General features: G+C 47.0%; 17 protein-coding genes. 10 read left to right on the top strand and 7 right to left on the bottom strand.

The annotated features are described in order from the left end of the window. Positions 1–118 precede the first annotated feature (118 nt). From lolC to lolE, 3 genes are read left to right on the top strand one after another with little or no spacing between them, the layout of a single operon-like run. On the top strand, positions 119–1327 hold the full coding sequence (lolC, locus tag FCU94_RS08445) for a lipoprotein-releasing ABC transporter permease subunit LolC (protein ID WP_176288096.1): 1209 nt from the start codon (positions 119–121) through the stop codon (positions 1325–1327). Then, on the top strand, positions 1320–2006 hold the full coding sequence (lolD, locus tag FCU94_RS08440) for a lipoprotein-releasing ABC transporter ATP-binding protein LolD (RefSeq protein WP_176288095.1): 687 nt from the start codon (positions 1320–1322) through the stop codon (positions 2004–2006). Before lolC ends, lolD begins: the two co-directional genes overlap by 8 nt. Then, positions 2007–3251, top strand: coding sequence for a lipoprotein-releasing ABC transporter permease subunit LolE (gene lolE, locus FCU94_RS08435; RefSeq protein ID WP_176288094.1), 1245 nt, complete (start codon positions 2007–2009; stop codon positions 3249–3251). It abuts the gene before it with no gap. A 104-nt stretch (positions 3252–3355) separates the two neighbouring features. Here lolE and FCU94_RS08430 read toward each other — a convergent pair whose 3' ends face one another. Continuing rightward, positions 3356–3886, bottom strand: a complete 531-nt coding sequence (locus FCU94_RS08430; protein WP_176288093.1) for a DUF2062 domain-containing protein — start codon at positions 3884–3886, stop codon at positions 3356–3358. A gap of 368 nt (positions 3887–4254) precedes the next feature. Between FCU94_RS08430 and FCU94_RS08425 the strand changes: the two genes are divergently transcribed. From FCU94_RS08425 to kdsB, 5 genes are read left to right on the top strand one after another with little or no spacing between them, the layout of a single operon-like run. After that, complete coding sequence (locus FCU94_RS08425) at positions 4255–6135, top strand: DNA internalization-related competence protein ComEC/Rec2 (protein WP_369597238.1); 1881 nt, start codon at positions 4255–4257, stop codon at positions 6133–6135. Between the two features lie 33 nt (positions 6136–6168). Next, positions 6169–7917 carry a lipid A ABC transporter ATP-binding protein/permease MsbA gene (msbA, locus tag FCU94_RS08420; RefSeq protein ID WP_176288091.1) on the top strand — a complete coding sequence of 583 codons (1749 nt, stop codon included), beginning with the start codon at positions 6169–6171 and terminating at the stop codon, positions 7915–7917. A 2-nt stretch (positions 7918–7919) separates the two neighbouring features. Continuing rightward, a complete protein-coding gene (gene lpxK / locus FCU94_RS08415) occupies positions 7920–8927 on the top strand; it encodes a tetraacyldisaccharide 4'-kinase (protein ID WP_176288090.1) in 1008 nt (335 codons plus the stop codon). Then, positions 8908–9087 carry a Trm112 family protein gene (locus FCU94_RS08410; RefSeq protein ID WP_176288089.1) on the top strand — a complete coding sequence of 60 codons (180 nt, stop codon included), beginning with the start codon at positions 8908–8910 and terminating at the stop codon, positions 9085–9087. Before lpxK ends, FCU94_RS08410 begins: the two co-directional genes overlap by 20 nt. Next, on the top strand, positions 9087–9839 hold the full coding sequence (gene kdsB / locus FCU94_RS08405) for a 3-deoxy-manno-octulosonate cytidylyltransferase (RefSeq protein WP_176288088.1): 753 nt from the start codon (positions 9087–9089) through the stop codon (positions 9837–9839). The genes FCU94_RS08410 and kdsB overlap by 1 nt, the downstream gene beginning before the upstream one ends. Positions 9840–9880: 41 nt before the next feature. Here the strand turns inward: kdsB and FCU94_RS08400 are convergent, their stop codons facing one another. The 3 genes from FCU94_RS08400 to FCU94_RS08390 form a co-directional block, all read right to left on the bottom strand. Further along, positions 9881–11425: a SpoVR family protein gene (locus FCU94_RS08400; protein ID WP_176288087.1), complete on the bottom strand. Its 1545-nt coding sequence runs from the start codon at positions 11423–11425 to the stop codon at positions 9881–9883. 9 nt (positions 11426–11434) lie between these two features. After that, positions 11435–12706, bottom strand: coding sequence for a YeaH/YhbH family protein (locus FCU94_RS08395; RefSeq protein ID WP_176288086.1), 1272 nt, complete (start codon positions 12704–12706; stop codon positions 11435–11437). Positions 12707–12812: 106 nt separating this feature from the next. Then, positions 12813–14747, bottom strand: a complete 1935-nt coding sequence (locus tag FCU94_RS08390) for a PrkA family serine protein kinase (RefSeq protein WP_176288085.1) — start codon at positions 14745–14747, stop codon at positions 12813–12815. Between the two features lie 508 nt (positions 14748–15255). Here FCU94_RS08390 and FCU94_RS08385 point away from each other — a divergent pair. After that, positions 15256–17142, top strand: a complete 1887-nt coding sequence (locus FCU94_RS08385; protein ID WP_176288084.1) for a methyl-accepting chemotaxis protein — start codon at positions 15256–15258, stop codon at positions 17140–17142. 61 nt (positions 17143–17203) lie between these two features. Here FCU94_RS08385 and FCU94_RS08380 read toward each other — a convergent pair whose 3' ends face one another. The 3 genes from FCU94_RS08380 to pflA all read right to left on the bottom strand — a co-directional run bounded on the left by FCU94_RS08380 (position 17204) and on the right by pflA (position 19301). Beyond that, positions 17204–17704 (bottom strand): YfbU family protein, encoded by a 501-nt coding sequence (locus FCU94_RS08380; protein WP_176288083.1) that lies wholly within the window; start codon positions 17702–17704, stop codon positions 17204–17206. A gap of 119 nt (positions 17705–17823) precedes the next feature. Continuing rightward, on the bottom strand, positions 17824–18495 hold the full coding sequence (locus tag FCU94_RS08375; protein WP_176288082.1) for an energy-coupling factor ABC transporter permease: 672 nt from the start codon (positions 18493–18495) through the stop codon (positions 17824–17826). A 65-nt stretch (positions 18496–18560) separates the two neighbouring features. Further along, positions 18561–19301 (bottom strand): pyruvate formate lyase 1-activating protein, encoded by a 741-nt coding sequence (gene pflA / locus FCU94_RS08370; RefSeq protein WP_176288081.1) that lies wholly within the window; start codon positions 19299–19301, stop codon positions 18561–18563. Between the two features lie 226 nt (positions 19302–19527). On the opposite strand from pflA, the gene FCU94_RS08365 reads away from it, so the two are divergent. Then, positions 19528–21408, top strand: a complete 1881-nt coding sequence (locus FCU94_RS08365) for a methyl-accepting chemotaxis protein (protein WP_176288080.1) — start codon at positions 19528–19530, stop codon at positions 21406–21408. Positions 21409–21415 lie beyond the last annotated feature (7 nt).

Here is a 21415-nt window from a genome sequence, read left to right as displayed (position 1 = left end):
CCTTTGTTTATGCCATATTTTAACGACTAATTGGCAATTAAACACTACAAGTGTCTGGAATTAATCGGTAGAGTAAGGCCCATTATTACGTCTTGTGACTGGGTATTAGGTTTCCACTATGTTTCATCCTGTCTCCACCTTTATTGGCCTGCGCTATCTCCGCGGGCGGTCCGGTGATAGATTCAGTCGTTTTGTCTCTTACATGTCAACCGCGGGTATTACTATCGGTGTGATGTCGTTGGTGACGGTGCTATCGGTCATGAATGGTTTCGAAGCCCAGCTCAAAGGGCGCATTCTTGGTGTGTTACCCCAGGCGATGATCTCGCAGCAATCGGGTCATACTGAGTTTCAAGCACAAGCGCCCAGTTTTATTACTCAGCTTTCCAACGGCGGTGTGCCAAAACCTATCGTAACGAGTGAAGCTATTATTCAAAGCCCGAGTCAGTTGAGCGCGGGTTTACTGCTCGGAATCTCACCCATTGAAAATGACCCCATCGAAGCGCACCTGATAGCCGGTCGTTTATCCAGTCTTCAGCCGGGTCAATATCAACTGTTTATCGGTCATACTTTGGCGCGCGCAATGGATGTGTCGTTGGGTGACAAGGTACGTTTGATGGTGACCAGTGCTAGCCAGTTTACTCCCTTAGGCAGAATACCGAGCCAGCGTCTGTTTACCGTGGCGGGCATTTACAATACCGGCTCAGATGTGGATGGACAGTTAATGCTCACTCATATTGACGATGCAGGAAAACTGATGCGTATGAAATCAGGCCAAATCAGTGGTTGGCGACTGTTTTTCGATGACCCGTTTGTGGTTGGTGAGCTCAGCAGCCAGCTTTTGCCGCAAGGTTGGCAATGGCAGGATTGGCGCGAACAGCGTGGTGAACTATTTCAAGCCGTTCGTATGGAAAAGAATATGATGGGCTTGATGCTTGGTCTGATCATTGGTGTTGCGGCTTTTAATATTATCTCTGCCCTAATTATGGTGGTGATGGAAAAGCAATCTGAGGTGGCGATTCTGAAAACCCAAGGGATGAGTGACAGACAAGTGCTCGCGATTTTTATGGTTCAAGGTGCTAGCAGTGGTGTGATTGGCGCACTGATTGGCGGTAGCCTTGGAGTGATACTGGCCAATAATCTCAATGCCGTACTAGAAAGCGTGGGTGTGGTGCTATTTTCTGTGGGCGGCGAGCTGCCAATTATGATCAACCCAATGCAAATCACTGTGGTGGTGTTGTTGGCGATTGTGTTAAGTCTAGCGGCCACATTATTTCCTTCTTACCGTGCGTCCACCGTTAAACCAGCTGAGGCTTTAAGATATGAGTAACCTTCTCCAGTGTCACAATGTATGTAAAACTTACCGTGAAGGTGCTTTTGATACTCAAGTGCTTAAGGGAGTGAGCTTTGAACTGCAGCGCGCTGAGCTGGCTTCAATTATTGGAACCTCGGGGTCAGGCAAGAGCACGCTGTTGCACATTCTGGGCGCGCTCGACGATGCCAGCGAAGGCAACGTGACATTCTTGGGGCATGATTTATCCAAACTTAGCTCGAACCATCAAGCTAAGTTACGTAATCAACATCTTGGTTTCGTTTATCAGTTTCATCACTTACTGGCGGATTTTAGCGCGATAGAGAATGTTGCGATGCCCCTTTTGATCGGTGGTACCAAAGTGAAAGCGGCCAAAGAAGCGGCAAGCAAGTTGCTAGCCAAGGTTGGTCTTAGCCACCGCCTTGAACATCGTCCTTCTGAGTTATCCGGGGGGGAACGCCAGCGGGTTGCGATAGCGCGTGCGCTGGTGAACAGTCCAGATTTGGTGCTAGCCGATGAGCCAACGGGAAACTTAGATCATGCGACGGCTCTGGCAATTTATGACCTGATGCGTGAGCTCAATCAAGAGTCGCAAACGGCTTTCTTAGTCGTGACCCACGATGGCGAGCTCGCAGCCAAGATGGACCGTCAGTTGCACATGCAAGATGGTTTGTTAGTTAACGTAGAGGGGCGATAAATGTTGTCATCGTTATCGCTACTTATTGGCGGTCGTTTTAGCCGCGCCAAGCAGCGCAATAAAATGGTTTCGTTTATTTCTCTCTCGTCGACAATCGGTATTGCCGTTGGCGTTGCTGTGATCATCATCGGCCTTTCTGCTATGAATGGTTTTGAGCGTGAACTTAACAATCGAGTGTTGTCTGTGATTTCACACGGGGAATTTGAAGGCGTGCGAGGCCCCTTGCTGGAGTGGCAATCTGTGGTAGAGCAGGTGGAAACGCATCCGAACATTCAAGCTGCGGCGCCATTTATCAAGTTTACCGCTTTGGCTGAAAAAGGGATGAAGCTCAAAGCGCTCGAAGTCAGAGGTATTCGCCGAGACGCAGAAAGCCGAGTGTCGAGTTTGCGTGAATTTATCGACCCGCAAGTTTGGGCTCAGTTCCAGTCTGGTCAGCAACAAGTGATTTTGGGCAAGGGGGTCGCGAACCTTCTCAATGTTGAACCCGGCGACTATCTGACTTTGATGATCCCAACCCGGGGTGCAACGACCAAAGTCCAAGCGCCAAGACGAGTGCGAGTCAAAGTTGCTGGGCTTCTCACCCTAAATGGACAGATTGATCACAACCTTGCATTGGTTCCGCTCGCGGATGCGCAAGCTTATACCAAAATGGGCGAAGGGGTGACGGGGGTCGCGGTTAAGGTCAGTGATGTCTTATCTGCAACGCAGATCGTGCGTGAAGTGGGCAACACACTCAACGTTTACGTTTATTTGCGCAGTTGGCAACAGAAATATGGCTTTTTATATCGCGACATTCAGTTGGTCCGTACCATTATGTATCTCGTCATGGTGTTGGTGATTGGTGTGGCGAGTTTTAATATCGTCTCCACCTTGATGATGGCGGTGAAAGACCGAGCTGCGGAAATCGCTATTTTAAGAACCATGGGGGCCAGCGACGGGTTGGTCAAACGGATTTTTGTCTGGCAAGGTGTTTTCTCCGGCGTGTTGGGCAGTGTCGCTGGCAGTATTGTCGGCGTGTTGATGGCGCTTAACTTAACGCCAATGGTCGCCGCGCTTGAGCAGTTAGTGGGCCATCAGTTTCTGTCTGGAGATATCTACTTTGTCGACTTTTTACCCTCGCAAGTCAATATTATTGACGTAATGATGGTGTCAAGTACTGCGGTTGTCTTAAGCTTGTTAGCCACCTGGTATCCCGCATCGAGAGCGAGCAAACTCAATCCTGCGTCGGTTCTGAGCGCAAAATAATAGTCAAAAGCAAAAAAGGACCTCAGTGGTCCTTTTTTCATTCTTTGAGTACATCACGTATTCATTGATTAAACGAGCTGATCGAAACTCGATCTCGGCGGTATTTATTTCTTCAGTAGGTTTCTTATTCTGATTTGACGTTTCTGCCAACTTCTTACCACAGAGTAGCGCCAAAGTGCTTTGATGCCGAAGTAACCCAGCATAGCGGAAGCAAGGCCACATATCAGACAGCCCAAAAGGAAGGGTGGTCCTATGGTGCTCATCTGATGCAGAAGAAACTCCCACGATAACTCAAAGTGAAAATGTTGCGGCGGGACGTGCATCGCCCAAGCGCCCACTTTATAAGCAAAGTAGAAAAGCACCGGCATAGTGACAGGGTTACTGACCCACACCAGAGCCACCGACAAAGGTAAGTTTACCCCGCATGCGATGGCGAGACCCGCAGACATGATCATCTGACTCGGTAGTGGAACGAAAGCCATAAAGAGCCCAACAGCGAAAGCACCAGCGGCAGAGCGTCGGTTCAAGCACCATAGGTTTGGGTTGTATAGCACATTGCCAAAAATCTTTAGTGCCTTTTGACGCTTAATAAGTTCGTGGTCAGGCATAAAGCGCTTAATGAATTTTCTTGGCATAAGGGAATATGACTCTCTACTTACATTATTGGACGCTAATCTCGTTCTCGTTTCTGGTTCTATCCAGCCCGCTCTGGCCCATTATGCCAGGGTGGGATTACTTATTTATTGCCACTCTAGTTTTAGTGATAACGATTAAGTATAGGAGAGTAAGAGTTTTTGTTGGTTTAGCTTTAGCGTGTGTTGTGACTTTGGCGCACGGTAACTGGATGCGGCTGCAAAGCGAAACACTTTTCCAAGCAGGAAGCGATATTAGCATAATTGCCGAGGTTGACAGCTTTTTTACGCCAATAAAATACGGCTTTCAGGGCATAGTTATAGTTAGATCAATTAACGGCCAAGCTTTAACCAGATTAGAGCGACCAAAAGTGACTCTCTCTTCGCCTTCTCGGTTGCAACCTGGTCAACGTGTTTCGGCTACTGTGCGTCTACGCCCGATAGTCGCCAAGTTGAATGAAGTGGGGTTTGACGCTGAGCAGCATGCGTTAGTGAGAGGTGTCGTTGGACGCGCTTCGATAAAGGCGAGTCAAAGTTATTATGTGGTGAGTGACGCTCGAACAAGAAATCAATGGATAGAGACTATCGACAAAGCCACGAGCAATATCGAGCATGCAGCTGTCATTAAAGCCCTGCTGTTTGGTCTTAGGGAGGATATTTCCTCGCCCACGTGGCAACAACTGCAACAGAGTGGACTCAGCCACCTAGTGGCGATTTCTGGATTACACATTGGCATTGCGTTCTCTATAGGGTGGATACTTGGTCTAACGCTGATGCTAGTTTTCCCGAGGCTGTCATGGTTGCCTGTGTTGCTTGGGCTTGGGTTAGCTGCACTCTATGCATGGTTAGCAGGCTTTTTGATTCCGACTCAGCGAGCGCGTTTGATGTGTGTGCTGCTGTGCATTGTTCAACTGCGCGGTGGGCATCTTCCGTTCCCCTTAAAGTGGCTCATCGTATTGTCACTACTTTTGTTTGTTGCGCCTTTTTCGGTCGTGAGTGCCAGTTTGTGGATGTCTATGTATGCGGTGGCTTGTGTGATGCTGTGTGTTGCTCTATGTCCACGCGACTGGCATTGGGCGGTAAAAGCATTACTGACTCAGTTGGTAATAGTCGTAGCGATGGCACCTTTGGTTGGCTGGCTTTTTTACGGGGTAAGTGCAGCGGCGTTGGGCAACAATCTGTTGATGGTGCCTTGGTTTAGCTGGGTTGTTATTCCATGCTTGTTCGTTGCCATGTGTATGACTCTATTGTTCGGAGGCGCTGACGTGTTATGGGGGGTGACCGACGCGTTATTGGCTCCGCTCGATTGGGCACTGCAAAACTCCGCTTGGGGTTGGTGGTCAGTTTCGCATCAGCAGTTGTACGTGTTACTGGTGGTGATGATTGCTCTCGCAATGTGCCTGTTGTTCTCTCGCTTGGCTATTCTGTTTGCGGTTTTGATTGCTATGTCGCTCAGCGATTCTTGGCGTACAAAGCCAAGTTGGGTTCTGGATATGTTAGATGTCGGCCATGGGTTGGCTGTGATTGTTCGTCAAGATTCACGTGCGCTTATCTACGACACGGGCGCTGGGTGGGACACAGGAAGTATTGCCGAGCAAATTCTTACTCCGTATTTGATCAAACACGGTATAGACCAAGTAGACTGGCTAATTGCCAGTCATATGGACAATGACCACGCTGGTGGGTGGGATGACTTAAACAGGCGGTGGCAACCTAGCAATACTGTAACCAGTCAACAAGGTGTCGGAAATCGTGCTTGTGTCGCGGGAGCGATGTGGCGTTGGGGAGCTCTCAGCTTAAAGGTCGTTTGGCCTCCTAAACTGGTGACTCGTGCCTTCAACCCCCATTCGTGCGTGATACGTGTTTATGATCCACAGCTTGATCTGGCGGTACTGCTCACTGGCGACATTGAAACGATTGCAGAATGGTTACTGATGAGAAGCCCCGAAGGTCTAGAGGCCGACATCATGACCGTACCGCATCATGGCAGTCGAACTTCGTCACTCCCTCTGTTTATTCAGCGCATCAAGCCAACTCTAGCACTAGCCTCGACTGAAAAAGAGGGGCGTTGGAGGCTACCTCATCCTGAAGTTGTTGACCGATATCGTCAATCTGGCGCTCAATGGCTCGATAGCGGCAGTCAAGGCCAGATAACGGTTAATTTCTATTCTGATGGCTATCACTACACCACGTTAAGGGGAAGGAAAGGGGCGACTTGGTATAGGCAGATGCTGCGTAAGGGAGTAGAATAGGCGGATTATTGCAAAAGAAAAATAAGCACTTCTATGTCTCTGAATCAAGACGAAACAACCTGGCAAACCTTTAAACGATTATGGACTTATATTCGTTTATACAAAGCAGGTCTGGCGGTTGCGGTTGTTGCATTGATTGTCAATGCGATGGCCGATACTTACATGGTTTCTTTACTTAAACCGCTCCTTGATGAAGGATTTGGTGATACTGAATCCAACTTTTTGCGAATCCTGCCGTTTATTATTTTTGGCATGATGGCGGTGCGAGGCTTAAGTGGTTTTATTTCCACTTACTGTTTGAGCTGGGTCTCGGGCAATGTGGTTATGGAAATGCGTCGTTCCATCTTTAACCAGTTTATGCAGATGCCTGTGGCCTACTTCGACAAAGAGTCAGCGGGCGGTCTGTTGTCTCGAATTACTTATGACTCAGAGCAAGTTGCTGGCGCAACCAGTCGAGCGTTAGTGAGCATAGTTCGCGAAGGTGCCAGTATTATCGGTCTACTTGTTCTCATGTTTTGGAACAGTTGGGAACTGTCATTGGTTTTATTTGTTGTCGCTCCTCTGGTTGCCTGGGGTATTGGTGTTGTCTCAAAACGCTTTCGTAAAATCTCTAAAAACATGCAAGACGCGATGGGCCACGTCACCTCATCGGCAGAGCAGATGCTTAAAGGCCATAAAGTGGTATTGAGTTATGGCGGTCAGCGGATTGAGAGTGAGCGCTTCGATGTGGTGAGCAACAAGATGCGTCAGCAGTCGATGAAGCTGGTCGCCGCACAAGCAATCGCTAATCCGGTAATTCAACTGATTGCTTCTATCGCTTTGGTTGTGGTTCTATTCTTAGCCAGTGTCGATTCCATTCGCTCAGAGTTGACACCCGGCACCTTCACCGTGGTGTTTTCTGCGATGTTTGGTTTAATGCGACCGCTCAAAGCCTTAACCAACGTGACGTCAGATTTTCAGCGCGGTATGGCTGCAAGCCAAACCTTGTTTGCTCTGATGGATTTAGAAACTGAACGCGATACGGGCCAATATGAAGTCGAAAAAGCCCGTGGTGATATCGAAGTGAAAGAGGTCACCTTCACTTACGCGGGTAAAGAGAAGCCAGCGCTTAGCAATGTTAGCTTTACCATCCCACAGGGGAAAACAGTTGCCTTAGTCGGGCGTTCAGGTTCGGGCAAGAGTACCATCGCTAACCTGTTCACCCGTTTTTATGATGTGGATGCTGGAACGATTTGTCTCGATGGCCACGATATTCGTGACTACAAGTTAAGTAATCTACGCTCGCACTTTGCTTTGGTATCGCAAAATGTTCACTTGTTTAACGATACTATAGCCAACAACATCGCCTATGCGGCAACCGATAAGTACAGTCGAGAGCAAATCGAACACGCAGCGAGGCTAGCTTACGCGATGGACTTTATTGAAGCGATGGACGATGGTTTAGATACTGTGATTGGTGAAAATGGTGCTAGTCTCTCGGGAGGTCAGCGTCAACGTATTGCGATTGCTCGTGCCCTGTTACGTGATGCACCAGTGCTGATTCTTGATGAGGCAACATCAGCGCTTGATACTGAGTCAGAGAAAGCGATTCAGGCGGCGCTTGATGAACTGCAAAAGAACAAAACAGTATTGGTGATTGCTCACCGTCTGTCCACGATTGAAAATGCCGATGAAATCTTGGTCGTTGATGAAGGTGAAATTGTCGAGCGCGGTGACCACCCGACGTTAATCGAGCAAGGTGGTGCGTATGCACAGTTGCACCGTATCCAGTTTGGGGCTTAACCTTGATTGACAAAGTCTGGTTTTCTGCGCACCCGGTGAAATATTTGTTGTGGCCGCTTTTGTGGCCACTCAGCAAGCTATTTTCTTTCATCAGCACTAAACGCCGCTATGAGTACCAAAGTGGTAAGAAGCGTAGTTATCGCGCGCCAGTGCCTGTTATTGTGGTCGGGAATATCACCGCGGGAGGAAACGGTAAAACCCCTGTCGTTATCTGGTTAGTCGAACAGTTGCAACAGCTTGGTTACCAGCCTGGGGTGGTCTCTCGTGGTTATGGTGCTAAAGCGCCGAGCTACCCGCTATTGGTTGAATCGACAACATCAACCAAGCATTGTGGAGACGAACCGAAACTGATCCATAGACGAACAGGTGTGCCTGTGGCTGTTTCCCCGGTCCGAAGTGATGCGGTTAAAGCCTTGTTGCCACTTGGAGTCGATATCATCATTACCGATGACGGACTGCAACATTACGCGCTGCAACGTGATATAGAAATCGTCGTAGTAGATGGTATACGTCGTTTTGGTAACCAGGCCTTACTGCCAATGGGGCCGTTGCGTGAGTCAGTGCAGCGATTGAATGAAGTCGACTTGATCATTACCAATGGCGGAGATGCCCATGCTGGAGAGCTAGCGATGACGTTAGAGCCGCAACTCGCAGTAAATCTTCTAACGGGTGAGCAGGTTGATGTGACAGAGCTCGATGGCCTAGTGGCGATTGCAGGCATTGGTCATCCACCAAGATTTTTTCATACATTAGAACAGCTGGGTGCCAAACTCGTTCATGCACAAGGCTTTGCTGATCATGAAGAGATTCAAGTATCGCGATTAGATGAGTTAGCCCAAAAAGGGCAGCATTTGATCATGACCGAAAAAGATGCCGTAAAATGTGCGGATGACGCCAAACAGAATTGGTGGTTTTTACCGGTTAGTGCCTCATTTGGGCAACAAGACCAAACGCATATTCTAAATATAATTAAAGAGGTTAAGGAAAAGTATGGATCACCGTCTGCTTGAGATTGTTGCCTGTCCAGTGTGTAAAGGTAAACTCGCATTTGATAAAGAGAAGCAAGAGCTTGTGTGTAAATTTGACCGTCTTGCCTACCCGATTAAAGAGGGCATTCCTGTTCTCCTCGAACCAGAAGCGCGCAAAATGAACATGGACGAGGGCAGATAATGTCATTTACTGTTGTGATTCCCGCGCGTTACCAGTCTACTCGCCTTCCAGGCAAACCGTTGGCGGATATCGCTGGTAAACCCATGATTCAATGGGTTTACCAGCAAGCGATTCAAGCTGGCGCCGAAAAAGTGATTATTGCCACTGATGATCAGCGTGTCGAGCAAGTGGTGAAGGCGTTTAATGGCGAGGTCTGTATGACGTCACCGGATCATCAATCAGGCACGGAACGCTTGGCGGAGGTGGTGGATAAGATGTCGATTCCTGATGAACATATAATCGTCAATGTTCAAGGAGACGAGCCGTTAATCCCTCCGAGTATCATCAAACAAGTAGCGGACAACCTGGCCGACAGCGATGCTCCTATGGCAACGCTTGCCGTGGAAATTAATGACGAAGCTGAAGTGTTTAACCCGAATGCGGTCAAAGTGGTCACCGATAAAGACGGTTACGCTCTCTATTTTAGTCGCGCGACGATTCCTTGGGATCGCGATCAGTTCGCGGGAGAGCCAAAGCTCATCGCCCAACCTTTGATGCGCCATATCGGTATTTATGCCTATCGGGCAGGTTTTATTAATACCTACATTAACTGGCAGCCTACAGCATTAGAGAAAATTGAATGCTTAGAACAACTTCGAGTGTTGTGGCATGGTGAAAAAATTCATGTCGCTGTCGCTAAACAAGCGCCTGCCGCGGGAGTCGATACGCCTCATGACCTAGAGGTTGTGAGACAAATCATTGCTAACCGATGACCATAAAATAAGGCCCTAACAAGGGCCTTATTGTTTCTGGGTTAGATTTTAGCGTCGTAATCATTGCGTTTTGGACACGCTGCCAAGATTTCGCGCCGTCCACTCTCTTTAACTTCCTCAAGGACAACATCAAAACCCCACAAGCGATAGAGGTGCTTCAATACCTCCTCATAGCTATCGTCTAATGGAATACGATCATGAGGAACGTATTGTAATGTCAGTGAACGGTCCCCGCGCACATCGACGTTATACACCTGTATGTTGGGCTCTAGGTTGCTTAGGTTGTATTGCGCGGCGAGCTTTTCACGAATCGCTCGATACCCCGTGTCGTCGTGAATTGCACTGACCTCGATAAAGTTTTTCCGGTCGTCGTCGACAATCGCAAACAGCTTAAAGTCGCGGATAAGTTTCGGCGATAAATATTGACTGATAAAACTCTCGTCTTTGAAGTTTTGCATGGCGAAATGGACCGCGTCCAGCCAATCAGTCCCTGCCAACTCCGGAAACCACTCTTTGTCTTCTTCGGTGGGGTTTTCACAAATGCGTCGAATATCTTGAAACATAGCAAACCCTAACGCATAGGGGTTGATGCCACTAAAGTATGGACTGTTGTATGGAGGTTGAGCGACAACACTCGTATGACTGTGGAGAAACTCCAATATAAAGCGGTCTGTTACTAAGCCTTCATCGTAAAGGTGATTTAGGATGGTGTAGTGCCAAAAAGTTGCCCACCCCTCATTCATGACCTGAGTTTGCTTTTGTGGGTAAAAGTATTGGCTTATCTTACGCACGATACGCACAATCTCGCGTTGCCACGACTCGAGTAACGGGGCGTGTTTTTCAATAAAGTAGAGAATGTTTTCCTGTGGCTCGGAAGGAAAGCGAATCTTTTGGCTTTCTTCTTCTACTTTCGATTTGGGCACCGTGCGCCACAAGTCGTTAACTTGGGACTGTAAGTAGCTCTCTCGCTCCTCTTGGCGAAGTTTCTCTTCGGCAATGGAGATTTTTTCAGGTCGTTTGTAGCGGTCGACCCCAAAATTCATCAGCGCATGACATGAGTCGAGCAGCTCTTCTACCTCTTTTACACCGTACTTTTGCTCGCACTCAGCAATGTATTTCTTGGCGAAGAGTAAATAATCGATAATCGAACTGGCATCGGTCCAGGTTTGAAATAAGTAGTTACCCTTGAAAAAAGAGTTGTGCCCGTAGCATGCGTGAGCCATAACCAGTGCTTGCATAGTGACCGTGTTCTCTTCCATCAGATACGCAATACACGGGTCGGAGTTGATCACTACTTCATAAGCAAGGCCCATCTGACCGTGCTTGTAGCCTTGTTCCGTTTGAATGAACTTCTTACCAAATGACCAGTGATTGTAGTTAATCGGCATACCGATACTGGAGTAAGCATCCATCATCTGTTCGGACGTGATGACTTCAATTTGGTTTGGGTAGCTGTCTAAGCGGTAGTGATCTGCGACGCGTTTAATTTCTACGTGATAACGCTCAAGCAGTTCGAATGTCCAATCTGGGCCGTCAGGAAGTGCCTTACTTTTGGCCGGTTTTTTCTTTGCTTTAGTCGTTGTCATATGGCCTCCCTAAGCGTGCTCTTTTTTGAAAAGCTCTCTAAATACAGGGAAAATATCCTCAACCGTGCGAATGTTTTTCATCGCAAAGTTGGCGAACTCTCCTTCCAGCTTTTCGTACTCGTGCCATAAAGTTTGATGCGAACGGCGTGTGATCTCGATATACGAGTAGTACTGACAGTTTGGCAGCAAGTGTTTGGTCAGTAGTTCACGACAGCGCGGTGAGTCGTCAGCCCAGTTATCACCGTCTGAGGCTTGGGCTGCGTAGATATTCCACTCACCTGTGGGATAGCGCTCTGCGACGATTTCATGCATTAGTTTTAGCGCACTTGACACTATGGTTCCGCCGGTTTCTTGAGAATAGAAGAATTCATGTTCATCGACTTCCTTCGCTTGGGTGTGATGGCGAATAAAGACTACATCCACGTTTTCATAAGTACGTGTTAAAAACAGATACAGCAGAACATAGAAACGCTTAGCGATGTCTTTGGTCGCTTGATCCATTGAACCAGAGACATCCATAAGACAGAACATAACGGCCTGACTGGATGGGATAGGGCGACGCTCATAGTTTTTAAAGCGTAAATCAAATGTATCGATAAAGGGAACGGTTTGGATTTTATGTCGTAATGCTTTGATTTCGTCTTGTAGGCGCTGCTCTTCAAGAAGCTGCGCAGGCTCGGACATTTTTACCCGATCAAGCTCTTGTTCGAGCTCTCTCAGCATGCGTTTTTTACCCGCGGTCATAGCGGTTCGACGAGCGAGTGATTGCTGCAATGATTTAACCACAGAAATATTGGCTGGTACCCCCGCGGTCTGGTAGCCAGCACGGTGGGTTTTCCACTCGGTAATCTTGTTGATTTGGTTCTTTTCTAAATTAGGTAGCTCCAAATCTTCGAACAAGATATCGAGATATTCATCTTTAGAGATTTGGAAAACGAATTCATCTTGGCCTTCGCCGTCTGGACTCGCGTCACCCTCACCAGAGCCACCTCCTTGCCCTCCGCCTTTAGGGCGCTCAATTTTATCACCGGTAGTAAACTGGTCGTTACCGGGATGGACTCGCTCTTTTAGCCCGCCTTTGCCTTGATGAAAAACCGGCTCATTAATATCTTTGTGTGGAATAGAGACGTCTTCTCCGGTCTCTGTGTTCGTAATTGAACGGCGATTTACTGCATCAGCCACAGACTCTTTAATCTTCTCTTTGTGGCGGCGTAAAAAACGCTGGCGGTTAACCGCGCTCTTATTTTTGCCGTTCAGACGTCGGTCAATAAATTGCGCCATGAGTTACCCCTTATCTCGCACATACCTTTTAACAGGCTGCCATAGTTACTGCTTCCCATCAGACCTTCACGTGGAAGGCCGATGGAATTTGGGCTGAACACTGCTACTAAGAAGATTTGCGCACGCGTAAGTACCATTCAGAGAGCAAGCGAACTTGTTTCTCTGTGTAGCCTTTTTCCATCATACGTGCGACAAAGTCGTCGTGTTTTTTCTGATCCTCGGAAGAGGTCTTAGTGTTGAACGAGATAACAGGTAATAACTCTTCAGTGTTAGAGAACATTTTCTTCTCGATCACTGTGCGTAGTTTCTCGTAACTGGTCCAAACGGGGTTAGTGCCGTTGTTGTTAGCGCGTGCACGAAGCACAAAGTTCACGATTTCATTACGGAAGTCTTTAGGGTTACTGATACCTGCAGTTTTTTCAATTTTCTCTAACTCGTTGTTGAGCGCAGAGCGGTCGAACAACTGGCCAGTTTCAGGATCGCGGTACTCTTGGTCCTGAATCCAGAAGTCGGCATAGGTCACGTAGCGATCGAAGATATTTTGCCCATATTCAGAATAAGATTCTAAGTATGCGGTTTGAATCTCTTTACCGATAAATTCGACATAGCGCGGCACCAGATAACCTTTCAAGAACTCTAGGTATCGTTCTGCGGTTTCTTGTGGGAACTGCTCACGCTCTATCTGTTGCTCGATAACATAGAATAAGTGAACGGGGTTGGCCGCCACTTCTGTTTGATCGAAGTTAAATACGCGCGAAAGAATCTTGAATGCGAAACGTGTTGAGAGGCCGGACATGCCTTCATCGACACCAGCAAAGTCTCGATACTCTTGGTAGCTTTTGGCTTTTGGATCGGTGTCTTTAAGCGTTTCACCATCGTAGACACGCATTTTTGAGAAGATGGAAGAGTTATCGGGGTCTTTTAGACGCGAGAGAATACTAAATTGCGATAACAACTCTAGAGTGCTAGGTGAGCACGGTGCTTTCGATAGTTCTGAGTGATCAAGCAATTTCTGATAGATCTTGACCTCTTCAGATACGCGCAAGCAGTACGGCACTTTGACAATGTAAACACGGTCAAGGAACGCTTCGTTGTTTTTGTTGTTACGGAACGTCTGCCACTCTGACTCGTTCGAGTGAGCGAGGATCATGCCGTCAAAGGGTAGGGCGGATAACCCTTCAGTACCGTTGTAGTTACCCTCCTGAGTGGCGGTCAATAGTGGGTGGAGCACCTTGATGGGTGCTTTAAACATCTCGACAAACTCCATTAGACCTTGGTTGGCCCGACATAACGCGCCGGAGTAACTGTATGCATCAGGGTCGTTTTGCGAGAAATGTTCTAATTGGCGAATATCGACTTTACCCACTAGAGAGGAGATATCTTGGTTGTTTTCGTCACCCGGCTCGGTTTTGGCGATAGCGAGTTGATCGAGAATAGAAGGGCGCACTTTTACTACTTTGAATTTGGAGATATCGCCGCCAAACTCATGCAGACGTTTCGCTGCCCAAGGAGACATGATCGAGCGTAAGTAGCGCTTATCAATACCATACTCTTGCTTGAGTAGCTCGCCGTCTTCGTTGACGTCAAATAGACAAAATGGGTGATCATTGACCGGGCTGCGTTCGCCATTGGCCGAGAGTACGTAAATAGGCACTTGTTGCATGAGCGCTTTCAGTTTTTCAGCTAGTGAAGACTTACCCCCGCCCACAGGGCCAAGCAAGTATAGGATCTGTTTGCGCTCTTCTAATCCTTGTGCGGCATGTTTAAGGTAAGAGACAATTTGCTCAATCGCTTCTTCCATGCCGTAGAAATCTTTGAACGTTTCGTAGCGTGAGATAACTCGGTTAGAGAAAATGCGGCTGAGTCGAGGATCTTGCGCTGTGTCGATGAGTTCTGGCTCCCCAATAGCCATAAGCAGTCGTTCTGCAGCGTTAGCATAAGCGCTCTTATCATCTTTACACAGCGCTAGAAAATCTTGTAGCGATAACTCCTCGTCCTTGGAGGCTTCGTAGCGCGCTTGGAAATGGTCGAAAATACTCATAATGAATTCCCCTCTGAACTTGTCGAACTGACAATAAACCCGCATAGAAAAGCAAATCCTTTCTTATATAATCCTAGTTGGTTTTTAGAATTCTGCTTAAAAAATATGTGTTTAATTGCAATTTGTGACTAAGCACTAGTTGTGTGAGTTCGGTAGATTTCACTCCCTCACACCAGCTATTTATCTCACTGATTAATCCCGCTTAAATCATCGGCGCGATAGCCAAATATGGACAAACCATCGTTCATTTTGCTGGGTACGGGGTGATTGGTCACAGACGTTAGTACGCGCCATGATGATATTTCGATTATGTGGCATAGGTTGAAAAGTTATGCTTAATATGAAGTTAAACACATAATTCACTGTCGTAACGTGCTACGGGCTTCTATCCTTATTGAGCTTATTTGTTAACTTTCGAGGCAGATCATGATTTATTTTTGACCTCAAAATATAATACCTGAGATCAAACTATTGATTGCATAAATAAAATTAAAGTGAACTGAAGAATATGTTTAAAAACCTATCGTTAAAAAATAAGCTCGCGATTTCAGCGAGCCTTGCCATAGTCATCGGGGGACTATTGGTGGAAGGGTTGTCTTTTCAAGCTGCATTAGATCGACTTGATGTAGAAGTAGAGCAACGTTTGCAAAGCACCACTGCTTCCTACAACCAATATGTATCAGACTGGATTGTCTCCAAAGAGCGTGCATTGACCTCGCTGTCACAAGACTCAAAGCGCGAATCAATTGTCACCCACCTACAACAAGTCAAAAATTCTGCGGGATTTGATAATGTGTTCCTCGCTTACCCTGATGGTAGTCAAGATAACGCAAATGGCGTGGTATTACCGCCAGGTAACGACGACCCAAGAAAGTGGGGCTGGTACACCAATGCGGTGAAGCAGCCAAGTAAAGTATTTATGGATAATCCGACAGTTGCGGCCGCGACAGGAGCAAACGTGGTCTCACTGGGCAAAGCACTTAACTTGCATGGACAACAAGTGGTGCTAGGTGCTGACGTTGAAATCACTGACATTGTCGGTGGTATTGAGAAAGTGATCTTGCCAGGTGATGGGTATATGTTTATTGCCAATAAGCAAGGCAATGTGTTTGTCCATCAGAACACGAAACTACTGAACCAACCATTGAGCGAATTAGGCTTGTCTAGCGCGTATGTTAAGCAAGCCTCTTCAAGTGGCCAAGATATTTACACAGATATCAAGGGGCGTGAATCAGTGATTTATGCCCAAAATATTGAGGGTACCGACTTAACAACCGTAGTGGTGGTTGATCGTCAGTCTTTGGTTGCGCCATTGTTCAGCGCGGTTTGGGGCCAGTTGCTGGTCACCGGAATCGTAGTAGTAGTCTGTATCTTACTGTTCAACATTCTGTGCAATATTTTATTCCGACCACTCAACAATGTCTCATCTGCGTTGGAGCAAATTGCCAACGGTAGTGGCGATCTGACTCAGCGCATTGATGTTGAATCTAACGATGAGGTCGGCAAGCTCGCCCATAACTTCAATACCTTTGTCGGTAGCTTACAACAGTTAATTGGCCACATTCGCGAGCAGTCACACCAGCTTAACCAGCAGTCCGATCTGAGCACCAGCAGAGCGCAAAGCGCGGTTGATGAAATCAATCATCAGCAACAAGAGATCACTATGGTGGCGACGGCGGTCACTGAACTCGCGAGCGCCACTCAAGAGATCGCCTCGCACGCAGAGCGCACAGCGCAAGCAGCTCAAGACTCGACCTCGAGCACGGATAACGGCCATCAATTGGTCGAACAAACGAAAGGTTCGATTAACAAGTTGGCCAGCGAACTGCAAAGCGCAAGCGCTGTTGTGGGAGAGTTGGAGCGTCATGGTTTAGAAATATCAACCGTGTTGTCGACGATTCAAGATATTGCCGAGCAAACTAACTTGTTAGCACTCAATGCCGCGATAGAAGCCGCGAGAGCGGGTGAACAAGGGCGAGGCTTCGCGGTTGTTGCGGACGAAGTGAGGGTACTGTCTCAACGTACCCATTCTTCGACAGAGGAAATCAATAAAACCATTACCGTACTGCAAGAGACCACAGCGCGTGCTGTATCGATAATGAGCAGTAGCGCCGATCTGGCCGGTCACTCGGTTTCTGATGCTGATCGAGCCGCGAATGCCCTTGCCGAAATCAATACCGCAGTAACACTGATCAGTGATATGGCGACGCAAATTGCGACTGCAGCAGAGGAGCAAACCCACGTTACCAGTGAAATCACACAAAACATCACTTCGATTAAGGATGTGGCGGATCAACTGGTACTTGGCGCAAATGAGAGCTCTCAAGGCGCTTATGAGGTTAAGAGCCAGGCAGAAGCGCTGAGCGCAAAAGTTGCGACCTTTAAGCTTTCATAAGGACTGCATTGCACGCATTAAAATGGGGCCATCTTGGCCCCATTGTCATGTTTGTCACTCGTTATGCGTTAAAGATTTGCTTAAGTTCATTAGCACATAAATGGTACTGCCTTGGGCAGTTACGCCAAGTGGCGAGCATGCGGCGGTACTTGTCTAACATTGGCATTTGCGCGTTAAAGTGATGCTCACCTTTACTAAATTGAGGGTATAGGCCTTCAGAGTCAATTAAGAAACGTACGTAGTTTACCAACTGCGCTTCTGAGGCAATGTCAAAACCCAAGAAAGTCAGTCGACGTTGATCCACCTCTTTTTGCTCTTGTTCTGACAGCATCTTATTAGACTCTTGCATGGCGTGATACATCTCCATAATATCGATGACTTCACGACATTCCGCTTCGACTAAACAGCCAAAATCTTTGTTAAACTCGCTCATCTGCAGTTCATAACCACGTTCAACAATGGTCTGTAGACGTTGATACTTGGCAGCGTTAGCAGGATCCATTTGTGACATTAAGTAGTACTGATTCGATAAAATCAGACGTTGAGCGTTAGTCATTTCCATAGTGGCCTCACTAGTACAATCTAATACATTTTTAATGTGCTTAGGTTATCGTTTCCCGATACGCTGAAACATGATCTCAACACATATTTAATAGGAAAAGCACACAAATTCAGCAAGATTTACCGGTCATTATTGTGGTAGTGATTGTAGATATAGTCGCGATCAGAGAAAACACGCAACAGTTCTGGCTTGAACACCGTTAACATCGCGGCGGCCATACCGTTTATCAACCCTTCGGGAAACGCGAGTAACGGGGTAAACATCAGGTAGTTATTGTAGATGGTTTGCCAGTCGTACTCGGTGACGAACAGGTAGTACAGCGAATTAATTAGTAGGTGGACACTACCGGTTAAAGCGCCATTGAGAAAACCAGCGATAAAGATAAATACAAAAATGTTGCGTGGCAGATAGTGATAACTGACGAGAAATACGCCGTAGCTCATTAGAATCGGTATCAGAGCCGAGAAAACCAAAAATTCAGGGACGTTGGCCCAAGTGAGTGGGCCGAGTAAGCTCATCAGTAACGTGATAGGTAAAGAGAGGGCGAAAGCACTGCGCCAACCATACATTAGCGTTAAGCTTGTCAGGCCAAGAAAATGAATCGACAGGCCCGGCTTGACGCCAGCTTCCGCTGACCATAAAGCCCAAAATACAACGATGATGGCAAACGTGATGTGTTGAAACGACCGTTCTGTCTGAAGTTTATGTAGGAGTATTTGTGTCACGTCGCGCCACACCAAAGCAGTGGCAATGAAAACGAGTAGTAAGCAAGCTATCGCATTCAGACTCAAAATAACCTCAAAAAAAATACCAACGAACTTGTTGGTATTTTTTACGACTTTGCCGGTATTTGATATCAGTATTTTACGTTAGAGTGATATTGCTCAAGGATTGATACCACTTTATCCATCGTCTCTTTGGATGGGGGGCTGATGCCATCAAGTGGGTACTCGACTCCGAGCGCCTCCCACTTATGTGCACCTAGTTTGTGATACGGCAACAATTCAATTTTCTCGATATTATCCATATCCTTGATGAAGGCACCTAACATGTGGGCCGCTTCTTCATCGTCAGTGTAACCAGGGACAACCACATAGCGTATCCATGTTTTTTGCCCGATTTTGTGCAAATAGCGCGCAAAGTCTAAGGTACGCTTATTGGATACACCGATAAAGTCATGATGAATCTCGTCTTTCATGTGTTTGAGATCGAGCATGACCAAATCAGTGGCATCAAGAACTTGGTCGATGACTTCAGTGTGCTTACGGATATAACCATTAGTGTCGAGGCAAGTATGAATCCCTTCCGCTTGTGCTGCGCGGAAAAAATCGCGCACAAACTCAGGTTGCAGCATCGCCTCTCCGCCTGAACAAGTGACGCCACCACCAGACGCATTCATAAAGTGGCGATAAGATTTTGCTTCATTGATGATCTCTTCAACGGTCACTTCTTTACCGCCATGAGTATCCCAGGTATCTCGGTTATGGCAGTACATGCAGCGCATTAAGCAGCCCTGCATAAACACGATAAAGCGAATTCCAGGACCGTCTACCGTTCCACATGACTCGAAAGAGTGAATACGACCAGTTGTTGACATGTGCTCATCTCGTCTTAGTTATTTATCCGTTATTTTATTACAAAAGGTAGGGATAAAATAGGTTTTCCGGGCTTTGGCAGGAAGAAAACAGGAATTGAGAAAAAATGGGTTTATTTGCTAAAATTTATGTTATAAAAATGTTTAAACAATATAAATAACAATAACAAATAACGCTTACCGTCAGGCAAGGTGTTAAACATCTGATTGTTGCTGAAGGACTTTTAATATGGATATGCTTGCGCTTTCGCAAAAACAGAAGGTCACTCTGTTTTTGCTTGTATTAACGATAGGATTTGCGTCACTCGCCTTTTTTACTTCAGATCGCTTGTCACAAATGACCAGTCAGTATCAAAGTAGTGCGGATATTGCTGCGGGATCGTTGTCTATTTACCAAACACAAAGCCACATTTTGGCGTTAGGTGGCGATCTTGACAATATGACGGGAGCCAAGGTGCCCGCCACAATAACTCGTATTGAAGAGATCGTTGCGGCGATTGGTCAGGATGCACAGTTTCTCAAGCAGGTAGGGCTAGTCAACCAGAGTGAACAGCTGACCCAAAGTGTGGTTGATTTTAAAGACGCAGTGTCACCTTGGCTATCGATGAAACAAGAACTCGGCTTTAATATCGATGAAGGTAAACTGGGACAGTTAAAGCAACTGGCCACCACCATTGAGAAAAAGATCGCTGAAACAGGAATGGTGACACTCAACTCCGATTTTCAGGCGATGGTTAAAGCCCAACAAAATTACTTGTTACAGCCTACCGAAGAAAACCTGAAACTGTTTAATCGCGCGATGGGCGCCTTTGAAAGCATGTCGAATGTCTACGCCATGCTAGAGCTGTATGAAGAAGAAATTGAACAGTATAAACAAACATTTACCAGTGTCAGTGACATCTCTAAACAGTTGACCACCATTGAGCAGCAGGTCGAAGTTACCAAAACGAGTATGACCCAATTGATCGGGTCTATTACCTCGGAACTTGGGGGGATCAGTACTGAGTACCAGCGTGTTGCGGCAAGTGCATCTTCTCAAACTCAGTGGTCTATCTTGGTTGCCTGTGTGGTGCTTGCTGTGTTCACCATTGCGATATCAGCAATGCAAAACGTATCATTATCACGTTCACTCAATCGCACCAAAGAGATTCTCAATGGCCTTTCGAAAGGTGATTTGTCACAGCGTATTGAGCTGAGTAAGAACCCAAACGATGAGTTTAATCAACTGGCGACTAGCATTAATCAAAGTTGCAACAATTTGGGGGAGTTGGTCTCTGGGGTTCAAAGCAGCAGTTTGGCGCTAACTAGCAACGCGGTTGAACTCAATCAGGGGCTAGACAGGCTCGCTCACCATCAGTCTGAAGTGTTGGGGCAAACTCAACTACTGGCGTCTGCGACAGAAGAGGTGAGTGTTACCACTCAAGAGGTGTCCAACTCGTTGGAGTTTGTGGCAGAAATCAGTCGCTCTTCAACGCAATCGGCTGAAGAGGGAGCCAAAGTTATCTCTGCTGCGATTGGTTCGCTTGACGAAGTTGGAGCGATATTGACATCAGCGGCCAGTCATATCAATCAGCTAGAGGAAGCGTCATCGAAAGTCGACTCGGTTATGGAGATCATCAACGGTATTGCAGAGCAGACCAACTTACTCGCATTGAATGCGGCAATCGAAGCGGCGAGGGCTGGTGAACAAGGAAGAGGTTTTGCCGTGGTCGCAGATGAGGTTCGCAGTTTAGCCGTCAGAACGGTGGATGCGGTATCTGAGATCTCCGGAACCATAGATACAATGAAGAAAGAGAGTGCTGAGGTGATTCAATATATCGGCCAATCTGAGTCTTCAATGACGTCGGGACGAGAAAGAGGCCAAGAAGCAATGAATGCACTCAAGTTGATTACCGAAAAAGCCGACGAAGCTTCGCATCAAACAGAGGTTATCTTTACTTCTATCAAGGAGCTGGCGACCACTAGCCAATCCATGGCCGACAACATGACGCAGATTTCTTCTGCAATGAAAGAGTTAGAAGAGAACAATGAACAATTACGCAGTATCAGTGGCGTAGTCGAGCAACGCTCAGAGAGCCTCAATCAAGATTGTCAGAAATTTACTATTTAGCACGGCA

It is taken from the genome of Vibrio sp. JPW-9-11-11, from assembly GCF_013369335.1.
Taxonomy (GTDB): Bacteria; Pseudomonadota; Gammaproteobacteria; order Enterobacterales; family Vibrionaceae; genus Vibrio.
The sequence above is the reverse complement of the archived record's forward strand: the minus strand, read 5'-3'. Positions and strand labels throughout refer to the sequence as shown.